Source organism: Microcoleus vaginatus FACHB-2002 (genome assembly GCF_040004035.1).
Lineage (GTDB): Bacteria > Cyanobacteriota > Cyanobacteriia > Cyanobacteriales > Microcoleaceae > Microcoleus > Microcoleus vaginatus_C.
Map to the genome: position 1 here is coordinate 1 of NZ_JAMPLN010000061.1, position 22,494 is coordinate 22,494.

Sequence of the window (22,494 nt, forward strand, 5' to 3'; positions counted from 1 at the left end):
AGGTGGAACAGTTAATGAAGTTAACTCCTTCTAAACGCCGCTTTTATCAACAAGGTATGCGGGCTGCAACCCTTATACAGTCTATCTCGTAGACCTCTTTGTCACCCCCCCAGGTTGTCGTTTTAATCCCCAAAACACCCGAAGACTGGTTAACCCAGTCCGAAACAAAACTCTGCATCAGAGGCTGCGGATATTGGATCTCGCTGCGGGGAATGCCAGAAACACCAAACACAAACTCTGTCAACGTCACCATCCCCAAAACCAACCAATTTACAGTCGCCGCCCTTCAGTCAATTATGGAGAGAATTAGCCAAGGAGTTCAACCATGAAAATCACCGTAAAAGATAGCCAAACTCTCGCAACAATCAAGCTAAATCAACTGAGAAATTACTTACAAACTCACGGCTGGCATCAAGACCAACCTTTCTTAGATAATGCCACACTTTGGCACAAACCAACAGCCGATGCAGAAGAATTTGAAATATTGCTACCTAACCGGGAAAACCTGGGAGATTATGCAGCCCGCATCCGCGAGGCAATCCAAACCCTAGAAAACGCAGAAAATCGCCCTCAAATTGAAATTTTAAGCGAACTACTTACCCGCATTCCCAACACGACTATTCAGGGAATTGTTATGCAAATTCACACCCCAAATACCAAAAAATTAAGTGGCGAAATTACTCTCCTCGGTCTTGTAATTGCCAACTTGCGGAAAATTCAAACTACACTCGCAGACAAAGATTATATCCTGGCGATTAAAGCTTATCAAGAACGCTTACCGATTCTCTGTAGCGGTGACTTAATCAAAGACAACAACGCCTTCATCCTCAAAAACCCTCACAACTTAACCCTCGATGAATTATGGCAAAACTAAAAGTCACGCACAGTCTATCTCGCTCAATTGTAAATGATGCGTCGTATGCTGCCAATTGCCCTGAGTCTTGAATCCCAATTTTTGATAAAACCTGTCGGCTGCTGGCGTATCTGTTCGCAACGTCAATAACTGATAATGCTGACTGGCTTCGTAAATCAGCCGATCGACCAATAAACGCCCCACCCCCTTTCCCCGCCAAACTGACTCAACATACAAATGCCGCAATCGTCCAACTTTTGGATCGTTGAAATAAGGATCTCGATTCAAGCCGCAAATTCCGATCGCTCTTTCCTGCGATGACGCGATAAATAAAGCTTCACCCACCTTGTCGAAGCAGTTACAACCATTACGATAATCTCGGACCAGTCTTTCAACAAACTGAAAACCTTGGAACAGACTTTCCTCAATTAAATGGATAATTAATCCCTCATCCAACTCGGAAATTTTAGCGATATGAATATGCTGCATACGTTGAAAAAAGATTTGTTAAGTAAGGAGTGCATCGACTTGACCAGATTTATGGGCTCTGACAAAGAACATTGTGATATCGTTCCAATAACCTGCTGCGGTTGAAGCTTCATTTATTTCTGTAAAATATTCCAGCTTGCACTGCTGCCACTGTTCATCTGACCATTTCACATTTTGAAGCCCGAATGCACTCTTGCCATTGCCAGTCCACGCAGCTTCCGCATCTTGCAAGTAGAAGCCAAATTGCTCAGTCGTGATTTCGATGTCTTCAAACCCGATCTTGTCAAGCATTTGGCAACACCTCTGCGGCGTTCCCAGTAACTCATTGGGATTCGGGATAGCAATACCGTATCTTTGTACTACTTTCCGAAACAAGACAGACGCGGTAGGGGAGGTTTCTGCCAGACAGGAAAATGCAAGTAGCCCTCTTGGTTTCAGAGCATTGTGCCATCGACGCAGCGATGTCGGAATATCTGTGAAGTAGACGATCGCCGACGAACACAAAATAACATCAAATTGGCTTTCCTGGAACTCTTGCTCGTCTGCATCCACTTTCTCAAACCTGATATTCGTCAGTCCCGAAACAGCGACTTTCTGCTCGGCTTGCAGCAGCATTCCCGAAGCAAAGTCAGTTCCCAAAACACGACCTGTGGAACCGACAGCAAAAGCCGCAGCAATCGCCGCTAAACCTGTTCCAGTAGCGACATCTAAAACTTGCTGACCGGGTTGTATTTTTGCCAACTCTACTAATCGGTTTGCAGCCCGTATATGAAGCTCACTCTCGTAGTTTTGACGGTTGTTAAAGTCATTAAGAATTTGCTGTTTGTAGCCACTTAGCGAGGAGTCATTCATATCGATTCTTTTCCCAAACAAATATCCAGTTCCCTAGCAAAGGCCTCTGGCGCATCCAGCATCAGCCAGTGTCCAGTATCGGGTAGCGTAGTTGCCGTCAGTGTGGGACGGAGGATGTGGAGGCTGAAGGGAAAAGTGTTTGAGGGAGCAATAATTGCGTGGGCCCGTGTTCCAGGCGCTGCTAGGTAGCGATCGAGAGCATCAACTGCTTCAAAGGCAAACATCCCGCGATACATTCCAGACAGACAATCCCGTGGAGTCGCCGCCAAGCAAGCGAGAATCCGATCGCGCGTATCCGCGGTGCTTCCTGTCAGTGCGTCGTTGAAACCCGCTTCCACAGCAGCCCGCCAATCCTCCATCTCCAGCGCCCTCTGGAAGGGGACTAGCTGTGTCTCGTACACCTCTGCGGAGAGCTTCGTAAAGTCTCCAGGCGGGTCTGCTAGTATCAACTGCGCGATGCGGTGCGGTGCTGCGGCTGCTGCTGCGAGGGCGATACAAGCACCGAAACTGTGCCCGACGATCGCCACTCGATCGAGTCCCAGCCCATCCAGTACCGCGAAAACATCCGCTGCACAGGAGGCGGGCGCATAGTTGCCGTCCTCCGGCGGTGCGGAATCACCGTGTCCCCGCATATCAAGGGCGATCGCGCGTCGGGTACGGGCGACATGGGCAACCTGGGCATCCCAGATGCTCGCGGAAACCGTCATACCGTGCACGAACACCACCGGCAGTGGTTCGGACTCCGCAGCGGTGACAGGGGGGCTGGCTTCGATGATGTGAATAGTGCCGATCGGTCCTTTGATATTTGTCGATCGCATAAAATCTTCTCCTAATTGTGAATTTCCTCTTTTCACACAACCAATTTTACCTCTGTTACTCCTTGGCGCAATTCATACTGTCCTTTTACCCAAAATTGTTTAATTTTTTCACCCAAAAACGGAGCAGCCTGCATCATCAACAAACGCAATAATCCATTTTTTCGCAGTTGTTCGCCTTTCCACGCTTCTTGTGCTTGAAGTTGTTGGGCGCGAATAATTTCCGGTTCGCGTTCTGCCTGAATCCGCGATAATGCTAAGTCAATATCCTCGTAACTAGCCGCTGCTTTCAATAAAGGTACAAGGTGATTGGCGGCAACAATTACATCGCGGAACGCCATGTTAATTCCTTGAGCGCGAACCGGAGACATGGGATGTGCAGCATCCCCCAAAAGTATGATTCCTGGTCGATGCCAGCGCGGACAGCGACCAACGACAACAGATAATCGCATCGGAGATTCGATCGTATCGGCACAGTTGCGGAAATGTTCTGCCATCCACGCAGGCGATCGCGATGCGAAAGTTTCTGCCCAGTTTGTGTGTTTCCAATCAGTTTTGTCATCGGCAGATAGCACCCAAGCCAGATGAATTTTTCCTAATTCTGCTCCATGAAAGACACTAAATCCGCTACCGCCATTCAGGATGGAATAAAATACATTATCCGCCACAAACCGAGGATGAGCAGCAAGTTTAAACCACAGAACATCTATACTATTATGCTGTTTTACTAACTCTAATTCTGCACGTTGTCGTACAACCGAGTTTCTACCATCTGTGCCTATGACAAGTGCAGCAGGAATCTCTCGCCCATCTCCTAGCTTTACACCCGCAATGCGATCGTTGCTGTACAGTAAATCTTTTACCGGAACACCTGAGATAAATTCAAACTCTGGATGCAACTGAGCTTCTGAAATTAGTGTTTCTAGCAAAGGCGGTTGCGATACCAGTGTACAAGGTCGATTTGAACCCATTGGCTCATCAACTCGAAATAGTTGCCGATCGCCCACAACGAACTCCCAGGCATCAATTTGTCGGTGTGGAACACCTTCTAGCATAGTGGATAAGCCCATTTGTGCGATCGCATCCAATCCGCTGGGCATTAACCCTTCACCGCGAAACACTCGGTAGGCATCTTTTGCAGCCTCAACCAACGTTACAGCAATACCTCGTTTCACCAGCAGTAAGGCAAGTGCCGCACCAGTTGGCCCTGCTCCCACAATTACAACTTGCATCATTGCCATTCCCCATTGCTTTTTGCGGATATTGAGATGTCAACAAAGGTGGTAAAAGGAGGCGCAATCCCCTATTCCCAGCTATTGCTGGAGTGCCTGTTGAAAAGTCTTAACTGCATCAACATGATTCACCATATTGATGCAACGCAACAACAAATCCAAATCGATCCCTTTCACCTCCTCACTACTGGAAACCTGTTCATACTGAAGTGTATTGCCCTCTCCCCGGAGGTGATAAACCTCTAACAATCCATCTTCCCAGAACCACACTTCCTTTATCTTCAGCCGCTTGTATGCCTCCAGTTGGTTGATGCCACCACTGGAAAACACGACCTCGATCGCCAGATCGGGTAGCCTGCGACCAGGAGCAAGTTTATAAGATTTATCGGCCTCTCGCTTGACTTTTCCCGTTTCACTTTCCAGAGTCATTGAGCCAGTTGGAGTAAAGTCAAACCCCGCCATCAGCAGGTAAAGCTCCAACAATGCACCAATTCTTTCTTTAACGGTTTCGTGGGGTTCTCCAGGCATTAGTTTAATCTCAAAAACTCCATCCAGGAAAGAAAGTCGATATCCTGGACGGTCTAACAATTGCTCAACTGCTTTGAACTCTCTCCAAGTGAGTCCCTCAAACAGAAGGGGTGATTCTTTTCTGGGTGGTGCGATGATTGCTGCGGTCATTTGATTCTCCAGTCTATTTCCAGATGAGAAACGATCGGGTTTGGAGGGCGATTTGTTTATTATAACTTTAAGTAGCATCCTCCACTGTAAATCCGATTTCTTGCCCGTAGGATAGTTCCAGCGTGTGACCGTCCGGGTCTCGCAAAAAAGCCCAGTAGCCGATCGGATATCCAGAGTCTTTTGGTTCCTCAAGCAGCACGCCTTCTTGACGTGCTTTGTCGCAGAGAGAATCCATGTATTCGCGGCTTTTGCAACCTACTCCTAGGTGTGCAAAGGGAGACAAAACTGGATGTACGGAATCTTTTTGAATTAGCACAATTACAAAAGGCCGAGTGCGGTCAGAAAGCCAGACCACCGCAACACCAGTTTCTGCATCAATGCGGCGGTGAACGACCTGCATTCCAGCATACTTGGAGTAGAATTCGATAGTGCGATCGACATCAGAAACGGGCAGTGCGATGTGTGTGAGACCGATATCACTCATATGTTATGTTGCTCCAGTCATCTTAGGCTTAACATCAAGAATTGCCACTTCCAATCTCATAAATTTAATGAGCTGCTCGCCACTTTGCCGCTTTCATATCCATTGCTTTTATAAACCCATCTTTTCCGTCCATGTACGCCTGAATATTATCAGGGTATTTTTTTGCAAGTTTTCTCTTTAGTTCGCTGTATTCCTGCGCGGCTTCAGAATGGGTAATCATATAATCTCGAAACGCTAAGTGGCGCTCTATCTGCGGTGAACTAACTTCAAAACTGTGAACATGGTGGGTTCTACCCTTGCGAAAATAACGACGACCAGCTATCCCAAACTCACCCATCGCTTGATAACCTAATGCCTCCATTTCTGAACTATGTGTATCGATTTTAAGAATATCTTTAACCTCAACTAACATATCGATGATCGGCTTTGCATGAATTTGTGGAATGGCTGTGCTACCAATGTGATGTATAGCCACCACATTTTCCCTAAGTGCAAGTGCAATCAGTTTCGACTCAGTTACAAAGGCGCTGCGCCAATTTGGATCGTGCGGGACGACTTCTACTTTGAAAAAATCTACTTTTATTGACATAGCTGATAATTATTTGCTTTTTTTGTCATCTCATTGATTTACGATCGCATTTAACCGACACTGATTTTATCATTACTCATTTACGGACTAGGTGCAAAGCTCTTAAACATACGGACAACGGGGAGAAACTGACTGTTTGGGAGAGAAATTTCAAACCTATCGATCGCCTGATAGCCAAATTTTGTGTAAAATGGCTCTCCCGCCAGCGTCGCAATCATCTCAACTTCCTTAAATCCAGCACGCTCAGCAGCCAGTTCACATACTCGCATAATCTGACTTCCAATTCCTCGACGTGCCCATGCTGGATGAACAAAGAATGCACGAATCTTTGCCGAGTCGCTGTCTGGGTTGAGCAGGCTATCTTCTGGATTATTTTTGCCTGAATCACCTCCATAAAGCGTTTTACGCTTACTCCAACCACCGCAACCAACAATTTGGTGATTGTTCTGAGCAACAAAGTATGTTTGGTCTAGAATCAGTTGACTGTCAACCCCAAAAACTGTGCCCAGTGCGCCTTCAATCTGCTCTGAAGTGTAGTAGCCTGCAGGCACAAGCTCTAGCAGAATCAGGAATTAAAGTTGTCAGCTTAGGAATGTCTTCTAAGGAAGCTAATCGAATACAAAAATCCATTGAACCGATCGGCTAAACAAATCGCTCTCTTAGTTTGTCACATCCGTGAAAGCGGCAATGCAGCGATCGCCCGATCGATCGCCCCCAGCTTTAAGCGAACACCCAAATCCCTCACCCTCACCCTTTTTTTCATTTGGTCACAGGCTATGATTGACGGTTGGCAGCTTTTGAGAATCTAAATGCTAAACACAAATACAATTATTTCCAGCCTGCTGTTATTTATCCCAGTTTCGATCGCCGGGCACTTTCTCGGCTGGGAATCCTCCACAATCTTCATCACCTCGGCTTTAGCCATCGTCCCGCTAGCCGCGTGGATGGGGACGGCCACCGAAGAAATCGCCGTCGTCCTCGGTGCCAATTTGGGGGGTTTGCTGAACGCTACCTTCGGAAATGCCACGGAACTGATTATCGGCATCGTCGCCCTCAACGCCGGACTCATAGATGTTGTCAAGGCCAGCATCACCGGTTCAATTATGAGTAACCTGCTGCTGGTGATGGGATTTGCGATGCTGCTGGGCGGCTTGCGCTACAAAGAACAAGAATTTCAGCCGATAGTCGCCCGGTTGAACGCTTCAGCGATGAACTTAGCCGTGATTGCCATTTTGGTGCCGACGGCAGTTAATGCCACCTCTGCGGGCATCCCTCCAGAAACTATGCAGAACCTCTCTAGCGCTGTTGCTATAGTCCTGATTGTCGTCTACGTGCTGACGCTGCTGTTTTCGATGAAAACCCACAGTTATCTGTACGATGCAGGGGTGGCAGAAATAGAAATGCTGGAAGAATTAGCCGAAAATAACTTAGCACCAGACAGCCCTGACCACAAAGTCAATCTGCCGCTGTGGATTGCGGTGCTGTTGGCCTGTACCCTGATGGTAGCTGTCGAGTCAGAACTGCTGGTGGGTACTCTGGAAGAAGCGACGGCGCGTTTGGGGCTGACATCACTGTTTACCGGGGTGATTTTAGTGCCGATTATTGGCAATGCTGCCGAACATACGACGGCGGTGACGGTGGCGATGAAAAATAAAATGGATTTGTCGGTTTCTGTGGCCGTGGGTTCGAGTTTGCAAATTGCTTTGTTTGTTGCCCCGGTGTTGGTTTTGGCAGGTTTTGTCTTGGGCAAACCGATGGACTTGAACTTCAACCCGTTTGAACTTGTAGCGGTTGCGGTGTCGGTGCTGATCGCCAATTCTATCAGTTCTGACGGCAATTCTAACTGGCTAGAAGGTACTTTGCTGTTGGCAGCTTATACGGTTTTGGCGCTGGCGTTCTACTTCCATCCGGTAATTGAGGGACTTGTTTAAAAGGCTTTCTTCTGCTGAAGGAAGAGGGAAGAGGGAATCAGGAAGAAGGCAGATTTTTTCACTCCCTCACTCTTCCACTCCCCTACTCTCACTTCTTTCTTCGAGAGTGGTGGTTGCGATCGTACAATTGAAATGTGGCTGATCTCTCGTTATTAGTTCTGGTGTGTTTGTACATTATGTGCTCTCATCAGGGATTTGTGACCTCGATGGGCTATGACAAAAAACAAAACCTTTGGTCTCAACCCGATCGTTAGATCGCAGTGCCCCCGGTTATAAAAAAACACGGGATGCTGAAGTCAAGCGAGACTAAAACCTCTCTTGACTTCAGAGACGCTGCAAGATTTAAATCAAGGGTACTCATGAGTCTTTTACTAGGTGTGCTACGATCGTCATAAGTTGAAAATTGAGTTGGACTAAATAGCCAAAAAGTTCACCAAAGTTAGTCATACTTAACTTGACTGATTAACATTCTGGGCGGTATGATTAAATCAATGCCGAAAAAAAGGCTTAATGATCTGGGAGAGTAAACCGAGCGTTCAAGTCAAAACTGACCAGCCTGTCACAAGGTCGAACGGGAGCCCGCGTTTCGTTAAATTGGTTGAAAATACTGGATGACTCATGGCTAAAAGCTTCAACTAAAATTAATTCAATTAGGGTGGGCTACATCCGAATTAACGCCTGTGGACAAGAAAGAGCCGACTCCCTTGGGTGAAGCAGGAAACAGACCCTTCAGGAGTAATTCTGATTGAATGGCGAGGCTTAAATAAGTTTAGCCAAGTTTTGTGTAGCAGTAAACGACGGTCGATTTAAAACTGACCAGCCTATAAAAAGGTCGAACGGGATACCACGATTCGTTAAATGGGTTGAAAATAATGGTTAAACAATGGCTAAAAGCTTCCAAAATAATAAATAGTTGTACAGACTGCAAAAATAGGGTGCTGCTCCACCCGAATTTACGCCTGTGGACAAGTAAGAGCCGACTCTCTTGGCAGAAACAGGAATCAGACCCTCTAGAAAACACTTCTAGTTGAATGGTGAAGCTTAGATTAAGTTTAGCCAAGTTTTGTAGAGCAGTGTCAAAGTAAAACTTGATAGAGCAACCTCAATCAGGGTTATGTGGCTTCTGTGAGTTATTGCCTCAATCCCAAATGCCCGAATCCCTCCGATCCAGCCAACTCTGGCAAATCCGCGTGTATCCACTGCGGGTCAGAACTTTTGTTGCAAGGTCGATATCGGCTAGTCGCCCCTCTCGGAGGCGGCGGCTTTGGCAGAACATTTGAAGTGGACGACAACGGCGCCCGAAGAGTGCTCAAAGTCCTGCTCAAAGAACATCCCAAAGCTGTAGAACTGTTTAAGCAAGAAGCCGACGTGTTGGTCAGGCTCAGACATCCAGGTATTCCAAAAGTCGATCGCGACGGTTATTTTACATTTACGCCCGCTCACAGCACAGAGTCTTTTCACTGTCTGGTGATGGAGAAAATTGCTGGGGCCAATTTGCAAGACTGGCTGAAACACCGGGGCCGCCCCATCAGTCAAGAACAAGCTGTGAACTGGCTCAAACAACTGTCGGAAATTTTAGACCAAGTTCACCGCCTCAACTATTTCCATCGGGATATCAAGCCGCACAATATTATGTGCAAGCCAAACGGGCAGTTAGTGCTGATTGACTTCGGGACTGCTCGCGAAGTGTCGGCGACTTATTTCGCTAAGGTGGGCCAGGGGCAAAATGTGACTGGTATTGTTTCCCCCGGCTACACGCCACCGGAACAAACTAATGGCAAGGCTGTTCCGCAGTCAGATTTTTTTGCTCTGGGGCGCACTTTTGTTTATTTGCTGACTGGAAAGCCGCCGACTGCGTTTCCAGAGAACCCGCGCACGGGCAGATTAATGTGGCGCAAAGGAGCTCCTCAGGTTTCCGACGCCGTGGCTAATGTAATCGATTATCTGATGGCACCTTTTCCGGGAAATCGACCTCAAAGTCCGCAGATGGTTTTGCAGTGCTTGGAGGAAATTAATCTCGATGGCGCGGAAAGTCAGTTGCCGACTCAGTTGCCGACGACGGGGCAAACTAAAATTCGCGCAACTTCCGGGCCGTCTGGGGCGAAGAAGCAGAGTTCCATAAACCGCCTCAGACCTCTAAATTCGGGATTGAACAAGACCGAGAAAGATGTTTTTGATTGGAAAAAGAAGTTGCTGGCGGGCACGGCTGTTTTGATGCTGGGTATTGGCGCGTCTCAAATTTACGGTTCGCTGCGTTATGGGGTGTTCCCGGCAAACCCGGTGTGGTTGCTTTCTACTTTACCTAGCAGTCAGTTTTTGCAAAAAAGTTTGGATAATAAAGGGAATGTAAATGCGATCGCCTTGTCGCCTAACGGTCAAACTTTGGTGAGCGCTAGCTTTGGGACGATTAGAATTTGGAATCTGAAGACGGGAGGCCTGCCGCGGACTCTGAATTCGGTGCATTCTAAAAAATCGGTCAAGACGTTGGCGGTGAGTCCGGACAACTCGCTTTTGGCCAGCGGGGGCGACGACAATAATGTGATTATCTGGGATTTGAAGACGGGGCGACGGATACGGACGATTGCCGCTCACACAGCCGCCGTCAACGCGATCGCTTTTAGCAGGGACGGTAAAACTCTCGCTAGCGGCAGCGATGACAAAACTGTTCGCTTGTGGAATGCCAGAACCGGCAGCAGGTTGCGGACTTTGAGCGGCCACGCCGGAGGAGTAAACGCGATCGCTTTGAGCCGGGACGGTAAAACTCTCGCTAGCGGCAGCCAGGACAAGACTGTGCGTTTGTGGAATCTCGGCACCGGAGAAGTTAGAAGAATTATCACAGGTCACGGCGGCCCGGTTAATGCTGTGGCTTTTAGCCCCAACGGGCAAATTGTGGCTACTGCTAGCACCGACAATACGATCCGTTTGTCGAACGTGCAAGACGGGAAGCGCACCCGCACTTTTAAAGGGCATTCGAGCTGGGTGAGGACGATCGCCTTTAGCCCGGACAGCCGCACTTTGATCAGCGGGGGCGGAGACATTATAGTTTGGGATTTGAAGACGGGAAAAGAAAGAAGCACTCTTTCTGGTCACAGTCAGTTTGTGAGTTCTGTTGCTATTGGCAGAGATAGCAAGACTTTTGTGAGCGGCAGTCCCGATCGCACTATTAAGATTTGGCGAATGCCATAGTCCTACTATTTTAGATTTTAGATTTTAGATTGAAGAGTCGAGGCGATCGAGAAATCCCATCCCGACTCCGACGTGGAAGTCGGGGCATTGCCCGCCCTACAACTTTTACTTGCCGCAATTGGCAAAAGTAGAAAACAGGTTAAATTCTGTAACTCTCCACGCTTGCCATGTCTGCGCGCCAGCAAAAAGACTGTACCTAGTGATGCTTTTATCGCTGTCAACATAACTTTGCCAACTTAATGAAGCAACAGTTGGATACTGGGCTGGAAACTCCCCTGGTATAGGACTTACTTGCGAGCTCATGTTCCATCCTACTTGCTTGCTAAATTCTTGAATTTGACCTTCGCAAGTTCGACAGCTAGAACCGCCCACTTTCTGCCAAATGTCTAACTGTGGAGTCAATCCATATTTGCCATTGCTCGATTGCATCCACATCTGATCGATCGCGCGGAGGTTCGGACAAGACAGATTCGCCGAGTTGTTGCGGATCAGAGAGACTGTTTCTTGATCGGCTTCGTACCATTTTTTTGCTTCTAATAACGATTGAAGTTTGCTAAATTCGCTGTTGCTTTCTTGTGAATGAGCGGTAAATGCGGGTTGCAAAACTGCAAGAAATGTGCCTATTAATGCGAGTGATTGTTTGCCAAGTTTAATCATGATGTTCCTCTGAGCAAAAGTGATTTAACAAGTGACCAGTTTACCATCTATCTCTAGACAGAGATGAAATCTTCAGAGCCGATGAGGTTTGGAGCAACGCCTGTCAAAGAAGCTAAAACTTCACCGCTGCTGGCTACTCTAATTAATGTGCCGTCCGTTCCAGGGGAAATTGATAGCTGTCCGAAGGTCAAGCCATTGATTAATTGAAAGGTATCTTGAGAGTTGGCGAAATCAGAGATGGTATCAATTCCCAATCCCGCACCTAAAACAAATACGTCGTTGCCCGCGCCGCCGACTAGAATATCGTTTCCCAAACCGCCGTTGAGGGTGTCAAAACCTTTGCCGCCATACAGGATATCGTTGCCGTCGCCGCCATTTAAGACATCATTAGCCCGCAAACCGGTCAGCACGTCATCACCTTCCAAACCGTTGATGATATCGTTGCCACTGGTGCCAGTCAGGTTGTCGTTGCCGGGAGTCCCGTCGATCAGGTTTGGAGAGTTATTGATGTCGCTCGGAGTGTTGGTTAAGTCAACAACGAAGATGTCAAAGTCAAAGTTAGTGTCCCCCGGCACGAGGTTGGTGGCAGCAGATGAAAACCCCACTTTCTGCCCGTTGGCGGAGATGGAAGTGATGTAGGAGATGCTGTTGCCTTCATTGCCTGCTGAGTTAACAGAGACGCGGGTGGTGGTATTGGCGAGCGTGTCGCGCACGAAGATATCTTGGTTACCATTAGTGTCCCCCGGCACGAGGTTGGTGGCAGCAGATTCAAACACCACAAACCGTCCGTCAGCGGAGATGGCACCAGGGGATAGGAGGTTGAAGGAGTCGTCGTTCCCGCGCTCGCCGCTGGAGCTAACAGAGATGAGGGTGGTGGTATTGGTTAATAAATCGCGCACGAAGATGTCACGGCTATTGTTCGTGTCTCCAGGTACGAGGTTGGTAGCCTTAGAATGAAACGCCACAAACCGCCCGTTGGCTGAGATGGAGGAATTGAAGGAGTTGTCGTTCCCGCGCTCGCCACTGGAGCCGACTGAGACGAGGGTGATGGCGTTGGTTGACAAGTCGCGCACGAAGATGTCGGTGCTATTGTTGGTGTCCCCCGGCACGAGGTTGGAGGCATCAGAATCAAAGGTCACAAACCGCCCGTCGGCTGAGATGGAGGGGCGGTAGGAGCTGTCGTTCGCCCGATCTCCGGTGGAGCCGACTGAGACGAGGGTGATGGAGTTGGTTAACAAGTCGCGCACGAAGATGTCGGTGCTATTGTTGGTGTCCCCCGGCACGAGGTTGGAGGCCTCAGATGAAAACACCACAAACCGCCCGTTGGCTGAGATGGAGGACCTGAAGGAGTCGCCGTTGCCCCGATCGCCGTTGGAGCTTACTGAGACGAGGGTGGTGGTGTTGGTTGACAAGTCGCGCACGAAGATGTCTTGCTGATTGTTAGTATCCCCCGGAACGAGGTTGGTAGCAACAGAAGTAAACGCCACAAACCTCCCGTCGCCGGAGATGGAAGCAGCACCAGAGCCACTGTTCCCTTGATTGCCTGCTGAGTCTACGGACACGCGGGTGGTGGTGTTGGTTAACAAGTCGCGCACGAAGATGTCTTGCTTATTGCTAGTATCCCCCGGCACGAGGTTGGAGGCATCAGAAGTAAACGCGACAAACCGCCCGTCGGCTGAGATGGAGATGTCGAAGGAGGAGGCGTTTGCTTGATTGCCTGCTGAGTCAACTGAGACACGAGTAATGGTCATAAGCCCTGACATTTAAGAGTAGAAGTTTGGAGATGCCGTGCGGTTGATTGAAATTATTCAATAAGCAGCTCTCAAAGTCAATTCATAAAAGTCATAACCTTGACTTCATAAAAGCCATATTTATCAACAAATGTTGCCCACAGTAGACAAAATAGCCAAACTTATATATAGTCAGCGAGCGAATGATACTTGCTCCAGAATTAAGGAAGTTTTCTGTATTGCAAAATCTAATAACTAATTCCCCGCCCGTTTTTGGCAAATTCATCAACAGTTTGCTGCGAAAGTTCGTGAACTGCGATCGCCTGCAACACGTCAAAAGGCAATGTCAAATGATGGGCGCCAGCTAATAAAGTCTTTACCGCTTCTTCCGGCGATTTAATGCTAGCTGCCAAAATTTCTGTATTAGTTTGCTTCAACACATTTGCCATATCCCGCACTAAAGCAAAACCGTCTCCTAGGAGTCGGGTGGCGCGATTCACGTAGGCGATCGCATATTTGGCCCCCGCTTCTGCTGAGACAACTGCTTGTGATGCGCTGTATATCGCCGTCACCGCGCAAGGAATTGCCGGTGACAAATGCGCGACTGCTTGAAAACCAGCCGCCGTTGCTGGAACTTTCAAAACTGTTTGCTGTCCAATTAATTCAAAAGCCGCTTTTCCTTCTGCTACCATGCCATCAACATCAGATGCCATTAGCTGATAATACACTTCCCCAGGAATCAGTTGTGCCAGTTGTTTAAGGGTTTGCTCAGGAGGTAACTCGCTTTTTGCCAAAAGTGTCGGATTAGTAGTAATTCCCGCTATCCATCCGAACTTGCTCGCCCGTGCGGCTTCCGCTACAATTGCAGTATCAACATAAATTGCCATCGGCTCTACACCTTCAGTTTGTTAAAAATTTCCAGACGGTTGCTTCCAGATTGAGATAAATCCGAGCAAAATTAATTGTTAAGCTTTAACAATATCAGAATCTCGGAAATATTACTGTTAAGTAAATATAACAATTCAGTGATGTGCATCATCGGTAGTAGTGCGTGAGTTTTGAATTCAACAGGACTTAGGCTCAGAAATCCCGTTTTTTACAAAAATGTGGTGGAGGACTACATATCTGTGAATAAACCTCGTTTTTGAGGAAAATGGGCTAAGTGCTATTTAAGATAGCTAACAACTGAACTCCCAACTTTTAAGTCAGTTGGTAACGGCGATTGTCGGGTACGGAAAACTTGACTCGCCCAATCCCGGGTACAAAGAAATTACATTTGTATTAAGGGTATGTATGCAATAACTCAAGGAGGTGACTCAGAAAATGACCGAAGAAAAAAATCAGCAGCCACAAGTCAGCCTTGAGACATCTTCTGAACAACCCCTGTTGGAAAAACCAGCAGAAACTGCTGAAGAATTGTCGATCAATGTTAAGTCGGAAACTCTGTCTCAAACGGTTGAAAATAACGCCGAAGACCGTTTGAAGGCTCTAGGCCGCTTAATGATGGTGAGCCTAACTTGGTCGCTGGCGGGGCTTTCCAAACGCGAGTAAGTTATGGAGCGCTACCGCAACGGGCGAGTTATGATTTGTGAGCTTTGTTGGGGCTTTTGTTGAACTCAAAACTTACAACTCCCGGACTTACATGATGTCCGGTTAGTTGTAAGAAAACCAGTTTTTAGTGAGGAATAAAGGCCTTGCTCTCAAGACTAAAGTCTTCAACAGAGCACTCATAACTTTTCTTTAATTCCTTCAAACGGCCCCAAAAAAGTCGGTTCTGGACGGGTAACGCGCACTTCCCAAAGCGCTTTGAGGACGGCCAAAAATTCGCGGAAACTGTAGCGAATCATGCCCTTTTGGCGAAATTTGCCCCAATCCGGCGTTCCTAAACCGATCGCCTCTACGCCCAACTGGCGGCAGGTATAAACAGCGCGGGCTAAGTGATAGTTTTGGGTAACTAAAACAGCCTGGGTTATGCCAAAAATCTCTTTCGCCCGGTAGCAACTTTCATAGGTGCTAAATCCGGCATAATCGAGAATGATATTATTAGTCGGTACGCCCTGGGCTTCGGCGTAGTCCTGCATTGCTTGGACTTCGTTATAATCGACGCTGCTATTGTCTCCTGTCATCAAAAGTTGGTCCACTCGCCCCGCTTTGTACAAATCGACGGCTGCTTGCACTCGATCGGCTAACATGGGGGTTGGAGTGCCATCTTCCCAAACTCCGGCACCAAAAACTATAGCGATGGATTCAGCAGGCACGTTAGCTATATCGCTGTGGCGGTAGTTGCGGGTAACAAGTCGGACGTAGTAGTTGAGGGCTAGGGGTGTGAGCACTGAGGTTAATATTAACAGCCCGATGGCATGGCGCCATTGAAATATAAAGGATTTAGGCCACATAAATTCAAGTTAACTTCCTATATAATTACACAAACAGGAAACTTCGCGGGTCTAAAAATTGTCAAGTCGCCTAATTTACATTATATTGACAAAAATATGATTCAACAACAGCAAAAATTTGAATTGCTGGAATCACTTTTATGGGAACCCAAAAACGGCTATTTTTTGCTAGACAGACATCTTCAAAGATTAGAGCGATCGGCTGATTATTTTAATTTCCCCCTATCACTAACAGAAGCGAGCAAAGCTTTACAAGCATTAAGTATGACTTGCGGGTCAGTCAAACAAAAAATACGGTTAACAATATCTTGTGAGGGAAACATAAAATTACAGGCTCATACACTAGATAGCGGTATCTTAAAAATCGGTGCATCTGTGGGAATTGCCAGCCAACCGATCGATTCTCAAAACCCTTTTCTTTACCACAAGACAACTTACCGATTGCCTTATACAATGGCTTTGGAGTCGCAGCCCCAATATCAGGATGTCTTTCTGTGGAATCAAGATGGAGTTATCACCGAATCCACGATCGCCAATATCGTGATCGATACACCCGCAGGTCTAATCACCCCTCCCGTCAAGTGCGGTTTATTACCGGGGACGTTTCGTTCTCAACTTTTAGAGGAGGGAAAAATCAGAGAAGAATTAATTACCTTAGATGATTTGCACAGTACCCAAAATCTATTTCTCATTAACTCAGTTAGGGGTTGGATACGCCTCAAAAAAGAAGCAAGCCGAGATGTTTGGAAAGTTGTAAGTAATGGCTAAAATAACGCTTTCACTCAATTTTAGTAGGGTGCGAAATGTGCACCTTACTACTACAGATAGTGTCAAAATTGACTCGTAGCGTAAGTCCTGAAAGTGTTAACCCTCATGCAGCAATCTATTATGAAACAAATACAACCTTGGCATTGGCGAAAGCTTCCCCTAAATCAGCGCAGCGGATCGGAGATTTTTGAAATTTTATTTCTCGGTAAAACTGCCGACTGTGCAGGCTCAATATCTGATTGTTTCCCCCGCGATATGGCTGTTCTGCTAGAAAGTCCAGTTACATCTTCTACTAACTTGGCACGATATTCTATTTGTGCAGGTTCTCCCCGAATAATTGATGGTAAGTCTCAGCTATGGACACCGCCAGTCGGTGAAATTTTACCTTTTTTGCGCGCTCTTTTGGACTCTAAAAACCAAAATTTAGCAGTGAATGTACCGCCGGAAATTCCTTTTACTGGGGGTTGGTTGGGATGGCTAGGTTATGATTTAGCATGGGAAATCGAACACCTGCCCCAACTCAATACCGATCCGCTTCCTTTCCCAATTAGCTGTTGGTACGAACCAGAATCTTTTGCGGTTTTAGACCGTAAAACGCAAATTCTCTGGTTGGCTGCGAGTCAACCTTCTCACCTTGATGTTATGCAGCATCAATTAGAGGAAACCGAGCGAGAAATAATCGAGAATAATTTACCGGAAAATTATCAACAAAATTCCGCTGCTCCTATTTTTCAATTATCTGAGAGTGAGTATAAAGAAATAGTGCGAAAAGCTCAGAAGTATATTCATGCGGGCGATATTTTTCAGGCTAATTTATCTTTGCGGTTTGAAGCCCGTACAGATTGCAGTAGTTGGTCAATTTACCGCGCTTTGCAACGGATCAATCCTTCGCCTTTTGCAAGTTATTGGCAAACTCCGTGGGGGGCGATAGTTAGTTGTTCGCCCGAAAGACTCGTTCAATTACTAGGAAAAAAAGTGGATACTAGACCGATCGCGGGAACGAGACCGCGAGGTTTAACCGGCATTCAAGATGAGCAGTTAGCACAGGAATTAATAGAGAATATCAAAGAAAGAGCCGAACATATTATGTTAGTGGACTTAGAACGCAACGATATCGGGAGGGTGTGTGAATGGGGGTCGGTAAAAGTTAACGAATTTCTGACTATTGAACGCTACAGTCACGTGATGCACCTCGTCAGTAATGTTATCGGTACATTAAGACGAGATTGCGACGCGATCGACTTGATTCGAGGGGTATTTCCGGGCGGTACGATTACAGGTTGTCCGAAAGTGCGCTGTCTGGAAATCATCGAAGAATTGGAACCCGTGAAGCGCAATTTATTTTACGGTTCCTGCGGTTATTTGGATTGGCGCGGCAACCTGGATTTAAATATTTTGATTCGCACCCTTTTATATGCACCCAAAAGTGACGGTACGACCGGGGGAGTTGTTTGGGGACAAGTGGGTGCGGGGATTGTTGCTGATAGCGATCCAGAAAGGGAATGGCAGGAGTCGCTGCATAAAGCTCAAGCTCAAGTTAATGCTTTGAAATTAGCGGAAATATTTGATTAGATGCGTCTTAGCTTAAGGGAGTTTTTAAGATTATTGAAAATTACGATCGCCGATTTACTTTAGATGTAATACTTATTAACTTTGTGTAAAAATAAAAATATGGTATTAAGCTTAGGAAAATGTTGGTATGGTATTGCCATGATAGTTTTTTGGTAGTCATGCACAGTAATGATAAGCTGTTACGCATGTAAATTGGAAATTCGGGACAGGCTAGAAGCCCGTCCCACAATAGTTTTATTGATTTTTGACACACAGTTTAAATGTAGAACAGCTTATCGTTTTTTTATGCACTAATTATAGTGATGTACAAAGTTAAAAATTGCCCCAATATGGTGCAAGCAGTTTTTTTGAAAAAGACAAGGTTTTACGAACCAAACGAGAAATTCGCTGCCGTAAAGTATTATTAAGTCTTTCAATATGACTGGTTTTTCCCGATTCTTGGCCTACAGGTCGATGTCTTTTAAAAGGTAGCACTTCTGAATAAGAATCCCCAAAATCAGTATAACAAACAGCACATTGTCTATAGACAGGAGGTAAAGATTGCCAGAGCTCGGACTGAGATCCTCCAAAAAGCCATCTATATTCTTTACGCCCAGGATCGTAGCCGATCGCGATCGCATCCTTTTCCCAAATCTCCAGTACGTTTGCACTTTTTCAGAAGTAGTCCGTCCTGTGGCTATTTGCCTTGCGATCCTTTTGGTTCATGAGCAGCCTTCTGTGCCGCTGGGTCATATCAATTCCGGTTGCACTCCTCCGGAATTGTTGACTGTTGACGGGCGGGTCGAAAAACTGAATGGTTGAGTGTTAACTGTTGACTCGATTTTATTATTCCGATGCAACCGGAAACGATATCAGTTAATGCGAGTGCTATTCCCAGTCAGGCAGTCAACGCCCGCTGATTGAAGCAAAAGAATCACAATAAGTTCGCCATGTTGTGTGCCTACTCTATGCAGGGTTTGTGCGTAAGTCCTGTGGATTTTACTGTACCGTAGCCCAACATTCGGTAGTAGAGTCCCTGTTTGGTAAGGAGTTCGGCGTGAGTACCAGACTCAAAAATCTCGCCCGACTGCATCACAAAAATCAGATCGCAGTCTACGGCAGTTTCGAGTCGGTGCGTGACCAAGATGATGGTTCTGTTGCGACGTAGACGTTGCAGAGTCTCTAGTACCCACTGCTCGTGCTTCAAGTCCAGCGCATTTGTGGGTTCGTCCAGGATGAGTATAGGAGCCTTAGTGACGAGCGCCCGCGCAATAGCTAGGCGCTGTCGCTGTCCGCCCGATAGGTTCTGACCGCCCTCCGCGATTAAAGTATCATACTGCTCCGGCAAGCTTTCGATGAACTCGGCTGCCCCAGATTCGACCGCCGCTTCCCGAATATCGGAGAGCAGAGCATCCGGGCGACCGTAGGCGATATTCTCGGCGATCGTTCCGGGGAATAGTGGGCTGCCTTGCGAGACGAGCGCCATGTGCTTGCGAACATCGGCAATCTTAAGGGTGCGGAGGTCGAAGCCGTCGAGGAGGACGCTGCCCGATGTCGGGTCGTAGAAGCGCGGCAAAAGATTGAGCAACGTGCTCTTTCCCGTTCCGCTAGGGCCCAAAAACGCCACCATCTGACCCGGCTCGATACTAGCACTGATGTTTTGCAAGACGGGTTGCCCAGAGTTGTACTCGAAGCTTACGTCGGCAAGTGCTAGTGTGCGGGGATGGACGGGAAGCGATCGCGCATCAGGCTCATCTTTTATAGCAGGCGGCTCGTCAATGACCGTAAAGACGCGATCGCATGAAGCTACAAAAGTCTGGATCTTAGTAGTAAATCCCAACACCCAACCTATCGGGTCCCAGAACTGCCCCAGGTACGCCATAAATACGAGCAGATCGCCGAGGGTCACGCCGCCGGGCACCGGACGCAAGAACTGGTCGCGATAAACTAGGTATCCGCCGTAGCCTAAGATTACCCCGCTTCCCAGGGCGAAGACTACCTGAACCGCTAGCGGATAGAGGTTTTCTTGCCAATTGAGTCGCATGGATGCCTTGACGCTGCGTTCCACCGCCTGCCCGAAGCGCCGCGACTCCGTTGCTTCTCGACCGAAGGACTGGATTAGCCCGATCGACTCTATAGCTTGCTGCATGGTTGAGGTCATCACCGCATCGGTCTGCTTCGACTCAAGGGCTCGACTCCTAATCCTTCCCTCGAAGTACCAATTCGCCACTATTAGAAGCGGAGTGAACGAAAGCGCAAACACGGTGAGAAGGACATGGCGCGACAGCATGATCCAGATCATCGCCGTCAGCGTCACCGATGCGGCAGTGGAGCCGATAAGCGTATCGATTACCCCCCAGGGGCCGAGGCTGTCGTAGCTCAACCGATAGATTGCGTCACCCTGCGATCGGGAGCCGTGCCAGCCGAGACTCAGCGCCTGCATTTTGTCGTAGAGTTCGGTGCGAACCCGCAAGGTTCCGTTGTACTGGATGCGGTAGTTCAACATCCTACGGAGCATGAAAACGGTCTCGCTCAGGATTTTTATAATCATCGCGACGAATGCCATTCCGAAAATTCGGTTCAGCGTGCTTTCACCGAACGGAGCAAGAAACAGCGTATGAATCCAGTTGGATTTCGGAGTTGGTGACAAAACCGTATCGACTAGGATCGCCATTGGCCAGGCGTTGAGAAGGTTGAAAAATACCGATGCTCCGATCAACAACAAGAGTGTGACGATCAGCCATAAGTCTTTGCGGAAGTAGGAAATGGAGCGCAGGACGATCCGCACCAACCAATGTTGGTTAATTAACGGCATCACCATTTTTGGTGAATTCTTCTGGCTCTTCAAACGTGCTTTGAATGGAAAATTCATAAATATACTGGGTGCCTCTAAGTAAGACAATGCACCAATTAGGAAGTTTCACCCCAGTCAGAGAAGCTAGAAATTAACTTTGAGTTATAACCTTTGTTGTCAAGCAGGGCAGATGGAATGTGAGATTATTCGACTGGTGCAAGATGTAAGTATAGTTTCGTTGTTCAAGGGTAGCTAGATAGAAAGCGATCTCGCTTTGCTTCCTGGTGTGATGCAAAGCACGAAACTTTTTGCCAAGCGATCGCTTTCGTTGAGACTATCTCAACTTTTTAATCGGAACTTCCCCCCTGTTGTCGATCGCATCCAAGCAAAACCTCCATCAGTCGGGCAATCGGGCTAACGCCCTCCCTCAATAGATGACTACAATATTAGGGAAACCTTCAGTAAATCCAAAGCTCTCTGTTGCAAAGGATCTGGCATTGTCAGCTTGTCGAAACTAACTGAAACCAGACGCAATTTAGGCGAGACTCGATTTTTAGCGATTGTCGATAAATTTGTTATTAACGTCCGAAAACTTGGAACTGGAAAACACTCACAAGTACATTTTGTTGAAGCTTTCCGTTTTGCTGGAGTGGATGACTTAACCGGGATAACCACCGACCCTGACTCAGAAGCATTCAACCACTCCTCATCCTCAACCAACGACGACGGACGGTAATCGTTGACACATATGCTCTTCTAAGTAATAAGCTAACACACATAAAAACAGGTGTGCAAGCACCAACAGAAGTTGTATCACTAGGAACAACACCCACAGCATCACTTATAACGGAAACACCACCAATACTGGAAGCTGCACTGCCAGCGCTAACACCATCGCAGCCGAAAGCATCAGCAGCAGAACCAGTCCCCGCTCCATCCCAAGAGAGCAGTCTGACTCACCGACTCCAAGCACCCGACAAAGAAGTAACGGTCAGGTTTACGGTGGATATGTCCGTCGCCAGAGCACTGCAAGCTGTCGATGCTGGCAGCCAGGACGGGGCGCAAGAAAGTGGATATTGTGCGGATGTTGCTAGAGGACGGGTTGAAGGAGGTGGAGGGGTAAGGGCTGGAAGAATATTTTGAACAATCTTCGTATCATAGCTGGTAAAACTATAGTCATTTATTGCAATGACATGGGAGGCGTCAGCCCTCCCCTTTCTGTTTTACTTTGAGCGGATTAACCCGCCTTGGCTGAACTACGCAGCTCACTATCCCATCGCTAAACGCATTTGGGATTGCTTTTCTGAGGATATTATAAGATCCATTGATATCGGAATTAATTAACTGACCAGTTGATGTCTTATACAAACCTCGCTGGGTGCATCTCACTTTGGCACATACATCAAATTGAAAGTTGACCGTTGAGATAAGCACAGCGAAGAGCCAGGATAGAGGAAACGTTCTCAATATTCCATTGCGCTCCCGATAG

At 47.4% G+C, this 22,494-nt stretch carries 23 protein-coding genes and 2 pseudogenes; 10 read left to right on the plus strand and 15 right to left on the minus strand.

Going from position 1 to position 22,494, the window contains the following annotated elements; translation table 11 throughout:
- Positions 1–98: 98 nt before the first annotated feature.
- Both NDI35_RS28295 and NDI35_RS28300 read left to right on the plus strand, forming a co-directional pair.
- Positions 99–329: a DUF4365 domain-containing protein gene (locus tag NDI35_RS28295; protein WP_445315610.1), complete on the plus strand. Its 231-nt coding sequence runs from the start codon at positions 99–101 to the stop codon at positions 327–329.
- Positions 326–874 (plus strand): hypothetical protein, encoded by a 549-nt coding sequence (locus NDI35_RS28300; RefSeq protein WP_445315611.1) that lies wholly within the window; start codon positions 326–328, stop codon positions 872–874. Before NDI35_RS28295 ends, NDI35_RS28300 begins: the two co-directional genes overlap by 4 nt.
- Positions 875–877: 3 nt before the next feature.
- Here the strand turns inward: NDI35_RS28300 and NDI35_RS28305 are convergent, their stop codons facing one another.
- The 8 genes from NDI35_RS28305 to NDI35_RS28340 form a co-directional block, all read right to left on the minus strand.
- Positions 878–1,342, minus strand: a complete 465-nt coding sequence (locus tag NDI35_RS28305; protein WP_445315612.1) for a GNAT family N-acetyltransferase — start codon at positions 1,340–1,342, stop codon at positions 878–880.
- 18 nt (positions 1,343–1,360) lie between these two features.
- Complete coding sequence (locus NDI35_RS28310; protein WP_445315613.1) at positions 1,361–2,194, minus strand: class I SAM-dependent methyltransferase; 834 nt, start codon at positions 2,192–2,194, stop codon at positions 1,361–1,363.
- Positions 2,191–3,012 (minus strand): alpha/beta fold hydrolase, encoded by an 822-nt coding sequence (locus NDI35_RS28315; RefSeq protein WP_445315614.1) that lies wholly within the window; start codon positions 3,010–3,012, stop codon positions 2,191–2,193. Before NDI35_RS28315 ends, NDI35_RS28310 begins: the two co-directional genes overlap by 4 nt.
- Before the next feature lie 32 nt (positions 3,013–3,044).
- Positions 3,045–4,244, minus strand: coding sequence for an FAD-dependent monooxygenase (locus tag NDI35_RS28320; RefSeq protein WP_445315615.1), 1,200 nt, complete (start codon positions 4,242–4,244; stop codon positions 3,045–3,047).
- 78 nt (positions 4,245–4,322) lie between these two features.
- Entirely contained in the window at positions 4,323–4,919 is a 597-nt protein-coding gene (locus NDI35_RS28325; RefSeq protein WP_445315616.1) for a Uma2 family endonuclease, read from the minus strand.
- Positions 4,920–4,986: 67 nt separating this feature from the next.
- Positions 4,987–5,403, minus strand: a complete 417-nt coding sequence (locus tag NDI35_RS28330) for a VOC family protein (RefSeq protein WP_445315617.1) — start codon at positions 5,401–5,403, stop codon at positions 4,987–4,989.
- A 64-nt stretch (positions 5,404–5,467) separates the two neighbouring features.
- Complete coding sequence (locus NDI35_RS28335; RefSeq protein ID WP_445315618.1) at positions 5,468–5,992, minus strand: GrpB family protein; 525 nt, start codon at positions 5,990–5,992, stop codon at positions 5,468–5,470.
- Positions 5,993–6,072: 80 nt separating this feature from the next.
- On the minus strand, positions 6,073–6,543 hold the full coding sequence (locus NDI35_RS28340) for a GNAT family N-acetyltransferase (protein WP_445315619.1): 471 nt from the start codon (positions 6,541–6,543) through the stop codon (positions 6,073–6,075).
- 78 nt (positions 6,544–6,621) lie between these two features.
- Between NDI35_RS28340 and NDI35_RS28345 the strand changes: the two genes are divergently transcribed.
- The 3 genes from NDI35_RS28345 (at position 6,622) to NDI35_RS28355 (ending at position 11,109) form a co-directional block, all read left to right on the plus strand.
- Positions 6,622–6,801 carry a hypothetical protein gene (locus NDI35_RS28345; protein WP_445315620.1) on the plus strand — a complete coding sequence of 60 codons (180 nt, stop codon included), beginning with the start codon at positions 6,622–6,624 and terminating at the stop codon, positions 6,799–6,801.
- Positions 6,802–7,923, plus strand: coding sequence for a calcium/proton exchanger (gene cax, locus NDI35_RS28350; protein WP_445315621.1), 1,122 nt, complete (start codon positions 6,802–6,804; stop codon positions 7,921–7,923).
- A 1,116-nt stretch (positions 7,924–9,039) separates the two neighbouring features.
- Positions 9,040–11,109: a protein kinase domain-containing protein gene (locus NDI35_RS28355; RefSeq protein WP_445315622.1), complete on the plus strand. Its 2,070-nt coding sequence runs from the start codon at positions 9,040–9,042 to the stop codon at positions 11,107–11,109.
- 105 nt (positions 11,110–11,214) lie between these two features.
- On the opposite strand, the gene NDI35_RS28360 is transcribed toward NDI35_RS28355, so the two are convergent.
- The 3 genes from NDI35_RS28360 to NDI35_RS28370 form a co-directional block, all read right to left on the minus strand.
- Positions 11,215–11,766: a GUN4 domain-containing protein gene (locus tag NDI35_RS28360; RefSeq protein ID WP_445315623.1), complete on the minus strand. Its 552-nt coding sequence runs from the start codon at positions 11,764–11,766 to the stop codon at positions 11,215–11,217.
- 53 nt (positions 11,767–11,819) lie between these two features.
- A complete protein-coding gene (locus NDI35_RS28365; RefSeq protein WP_445315624.1) occupies positions 11,820–13,517 on the minus strand; it encodes a calcium-binding protein in 1,698 nt (565 codons plus the stop codon).
- Between the two features lie 227 nt (positions 13,518–13,744).
- Complete coding sequence (locus tag NDI35_RS28370) at positions 13,745–14,383, minus strand: transaldolase family protein (protein WP_445315625.1); 639 nt, start codon at positions 14,381–14,383, stop codon at positions 13,745–13,747.
- Between the two features lie 436 nt (positions 14,384–14,819).
- Here NDI35_RS28370 and NDI35_RS28375 point away from each other — a divergent pair, with 436 nt between their 5' ends.
- Positions 14,820–15,047, plus strand: a complete 228-nt coding sequence (locus tag NDI35_RS28375) for a hypothetical protein (protein ID WP_445315626.1) — start codon at positions 14,820–14,822, stop codon at positions 15,045–15,047.
- Positions 15,048–15,223: 176 nt separating this feature from the next.
- On the opposite strand, the gene NDI35_RS28380 is transcribed toward NDI35_RS28375, so the two are convergent.
- Positions 15,224–15,892 (minus strand): SanA/YdcF family protein, encoded by a 669-nt coding sequence (locus NDI35_RS28380; RefSeq protein WP_445315627.1) that lies wholly within the window; start codon positions 15,890–15,892, stop codon positions 15,224–15,226.
- Positions 15,893–15,988: 96 nt separating this feature from the next.
- Here NDI35_RS28380 and NDI35_RS28385 point away from each other — a divergent pair, with 96 nt between their 5' ends.
- Positions 15,989–16,660 carry an aminotransferase class IV gene (locus NDI35_RS28385; protein ID WP_445315628.1) on the plus strand — a complete coding sequence of 224 codons (672 nt, stop codon included), beginning with the start codon at positions 15,989–15,991 and terminating at the stop codon, positions 16,658–16,660.
- A 120-nt stretch (positions 16,661–16,780) separates the two neighbouring features.
- Positions 16,781–18,232 (plus strand): anthranilate synthase component I, encoded by a 1,452-nt coding sequence (locus tag NDI35_RS28390; RefSeq protein ID WP_445315629.1) that lies wholly within the window; start codon positions 16,781–16,783, stop codon positions 18,230–18,232.
- A 290-nt stretch (positions 18,233–18,522) separates the two neighbouring features.
- On the opposite strand, the pseudogene NDI35_RS28395 reads toward NDI35_RS28390, so the two are convergent.
- A pseudogene (locus NDI35_RS28395) lies at positions 18,523–18,781 on the minus strand (IS1 family transposase); the annotation flags it as partial.
- Here NDI35_RS28395 and NDI35_RS28400 point away from each other — a divergent pair.
- Positions 18,773–19,033 carry a hypothetical protein gene (locus NDI35_RS28400; protein ID WP_445315630.1) on the plus strand — a complete coding sequence of 87 codons (261 nt, stop codon included), beginning with the start codon at positions 18,773–18,775 and terminating at the stop codon, positions 19,031–19,033. The pseudogene NDI35_RS28395 and the gene NDI35_RS28400 overlap by 9 nt on opposite strands.
- Positions 19,034–19,172: 139 nt before the next feature.
- On the opposite strand, the gene NDI35_RS28405 is transcribed toward NDI35_RS28400, so the two are convergent.
- Positions 19,173–21,083 carry an ABC transporter ATP-binding protein gene (locus NDI35_RS28405; RefSeq protein ID WP_445315631.1) on the minus strand — a complete coding sequence of 637 codons (1,911 nt, stop codon included), beginning with the start codon at positions 21,081–21,083 and terminating at the stop codon, positions 19,173–19,175.
- Between the two features lie 711 nt (positions 21,084–21,794).
- Between NDI35_RS28405 and NDI35_RS28410 the strand changes: the two genes are divergently transcribed.
- The gene (locus NDI35_RS28410) at positions 21,795–22,148 is read left to right on the plus strand and encodes a hypothetical protein (RefSeq protein WP_445315632.1); all 354 of its coding nucleotides are present in this window, start codon (positions 21,795–21,797) and stop codon (positions 22,146–22,148) included.
- A gap of 41 nt (positions 22,149–22,189) precedes the next feature.
- Here NDI35_RS28410 and NDI35_RS28415 read toward each other — a convergent pair.
- A pseudogene (locus NDI35_RS28415) lies at positions 22,190–22,382 on the minus strand (RNA-guided endonuclease TnpB family protein); the annotation flags it as partial.
- Positions 22,383–22,494: the final 112 nt, after the last annotated feature.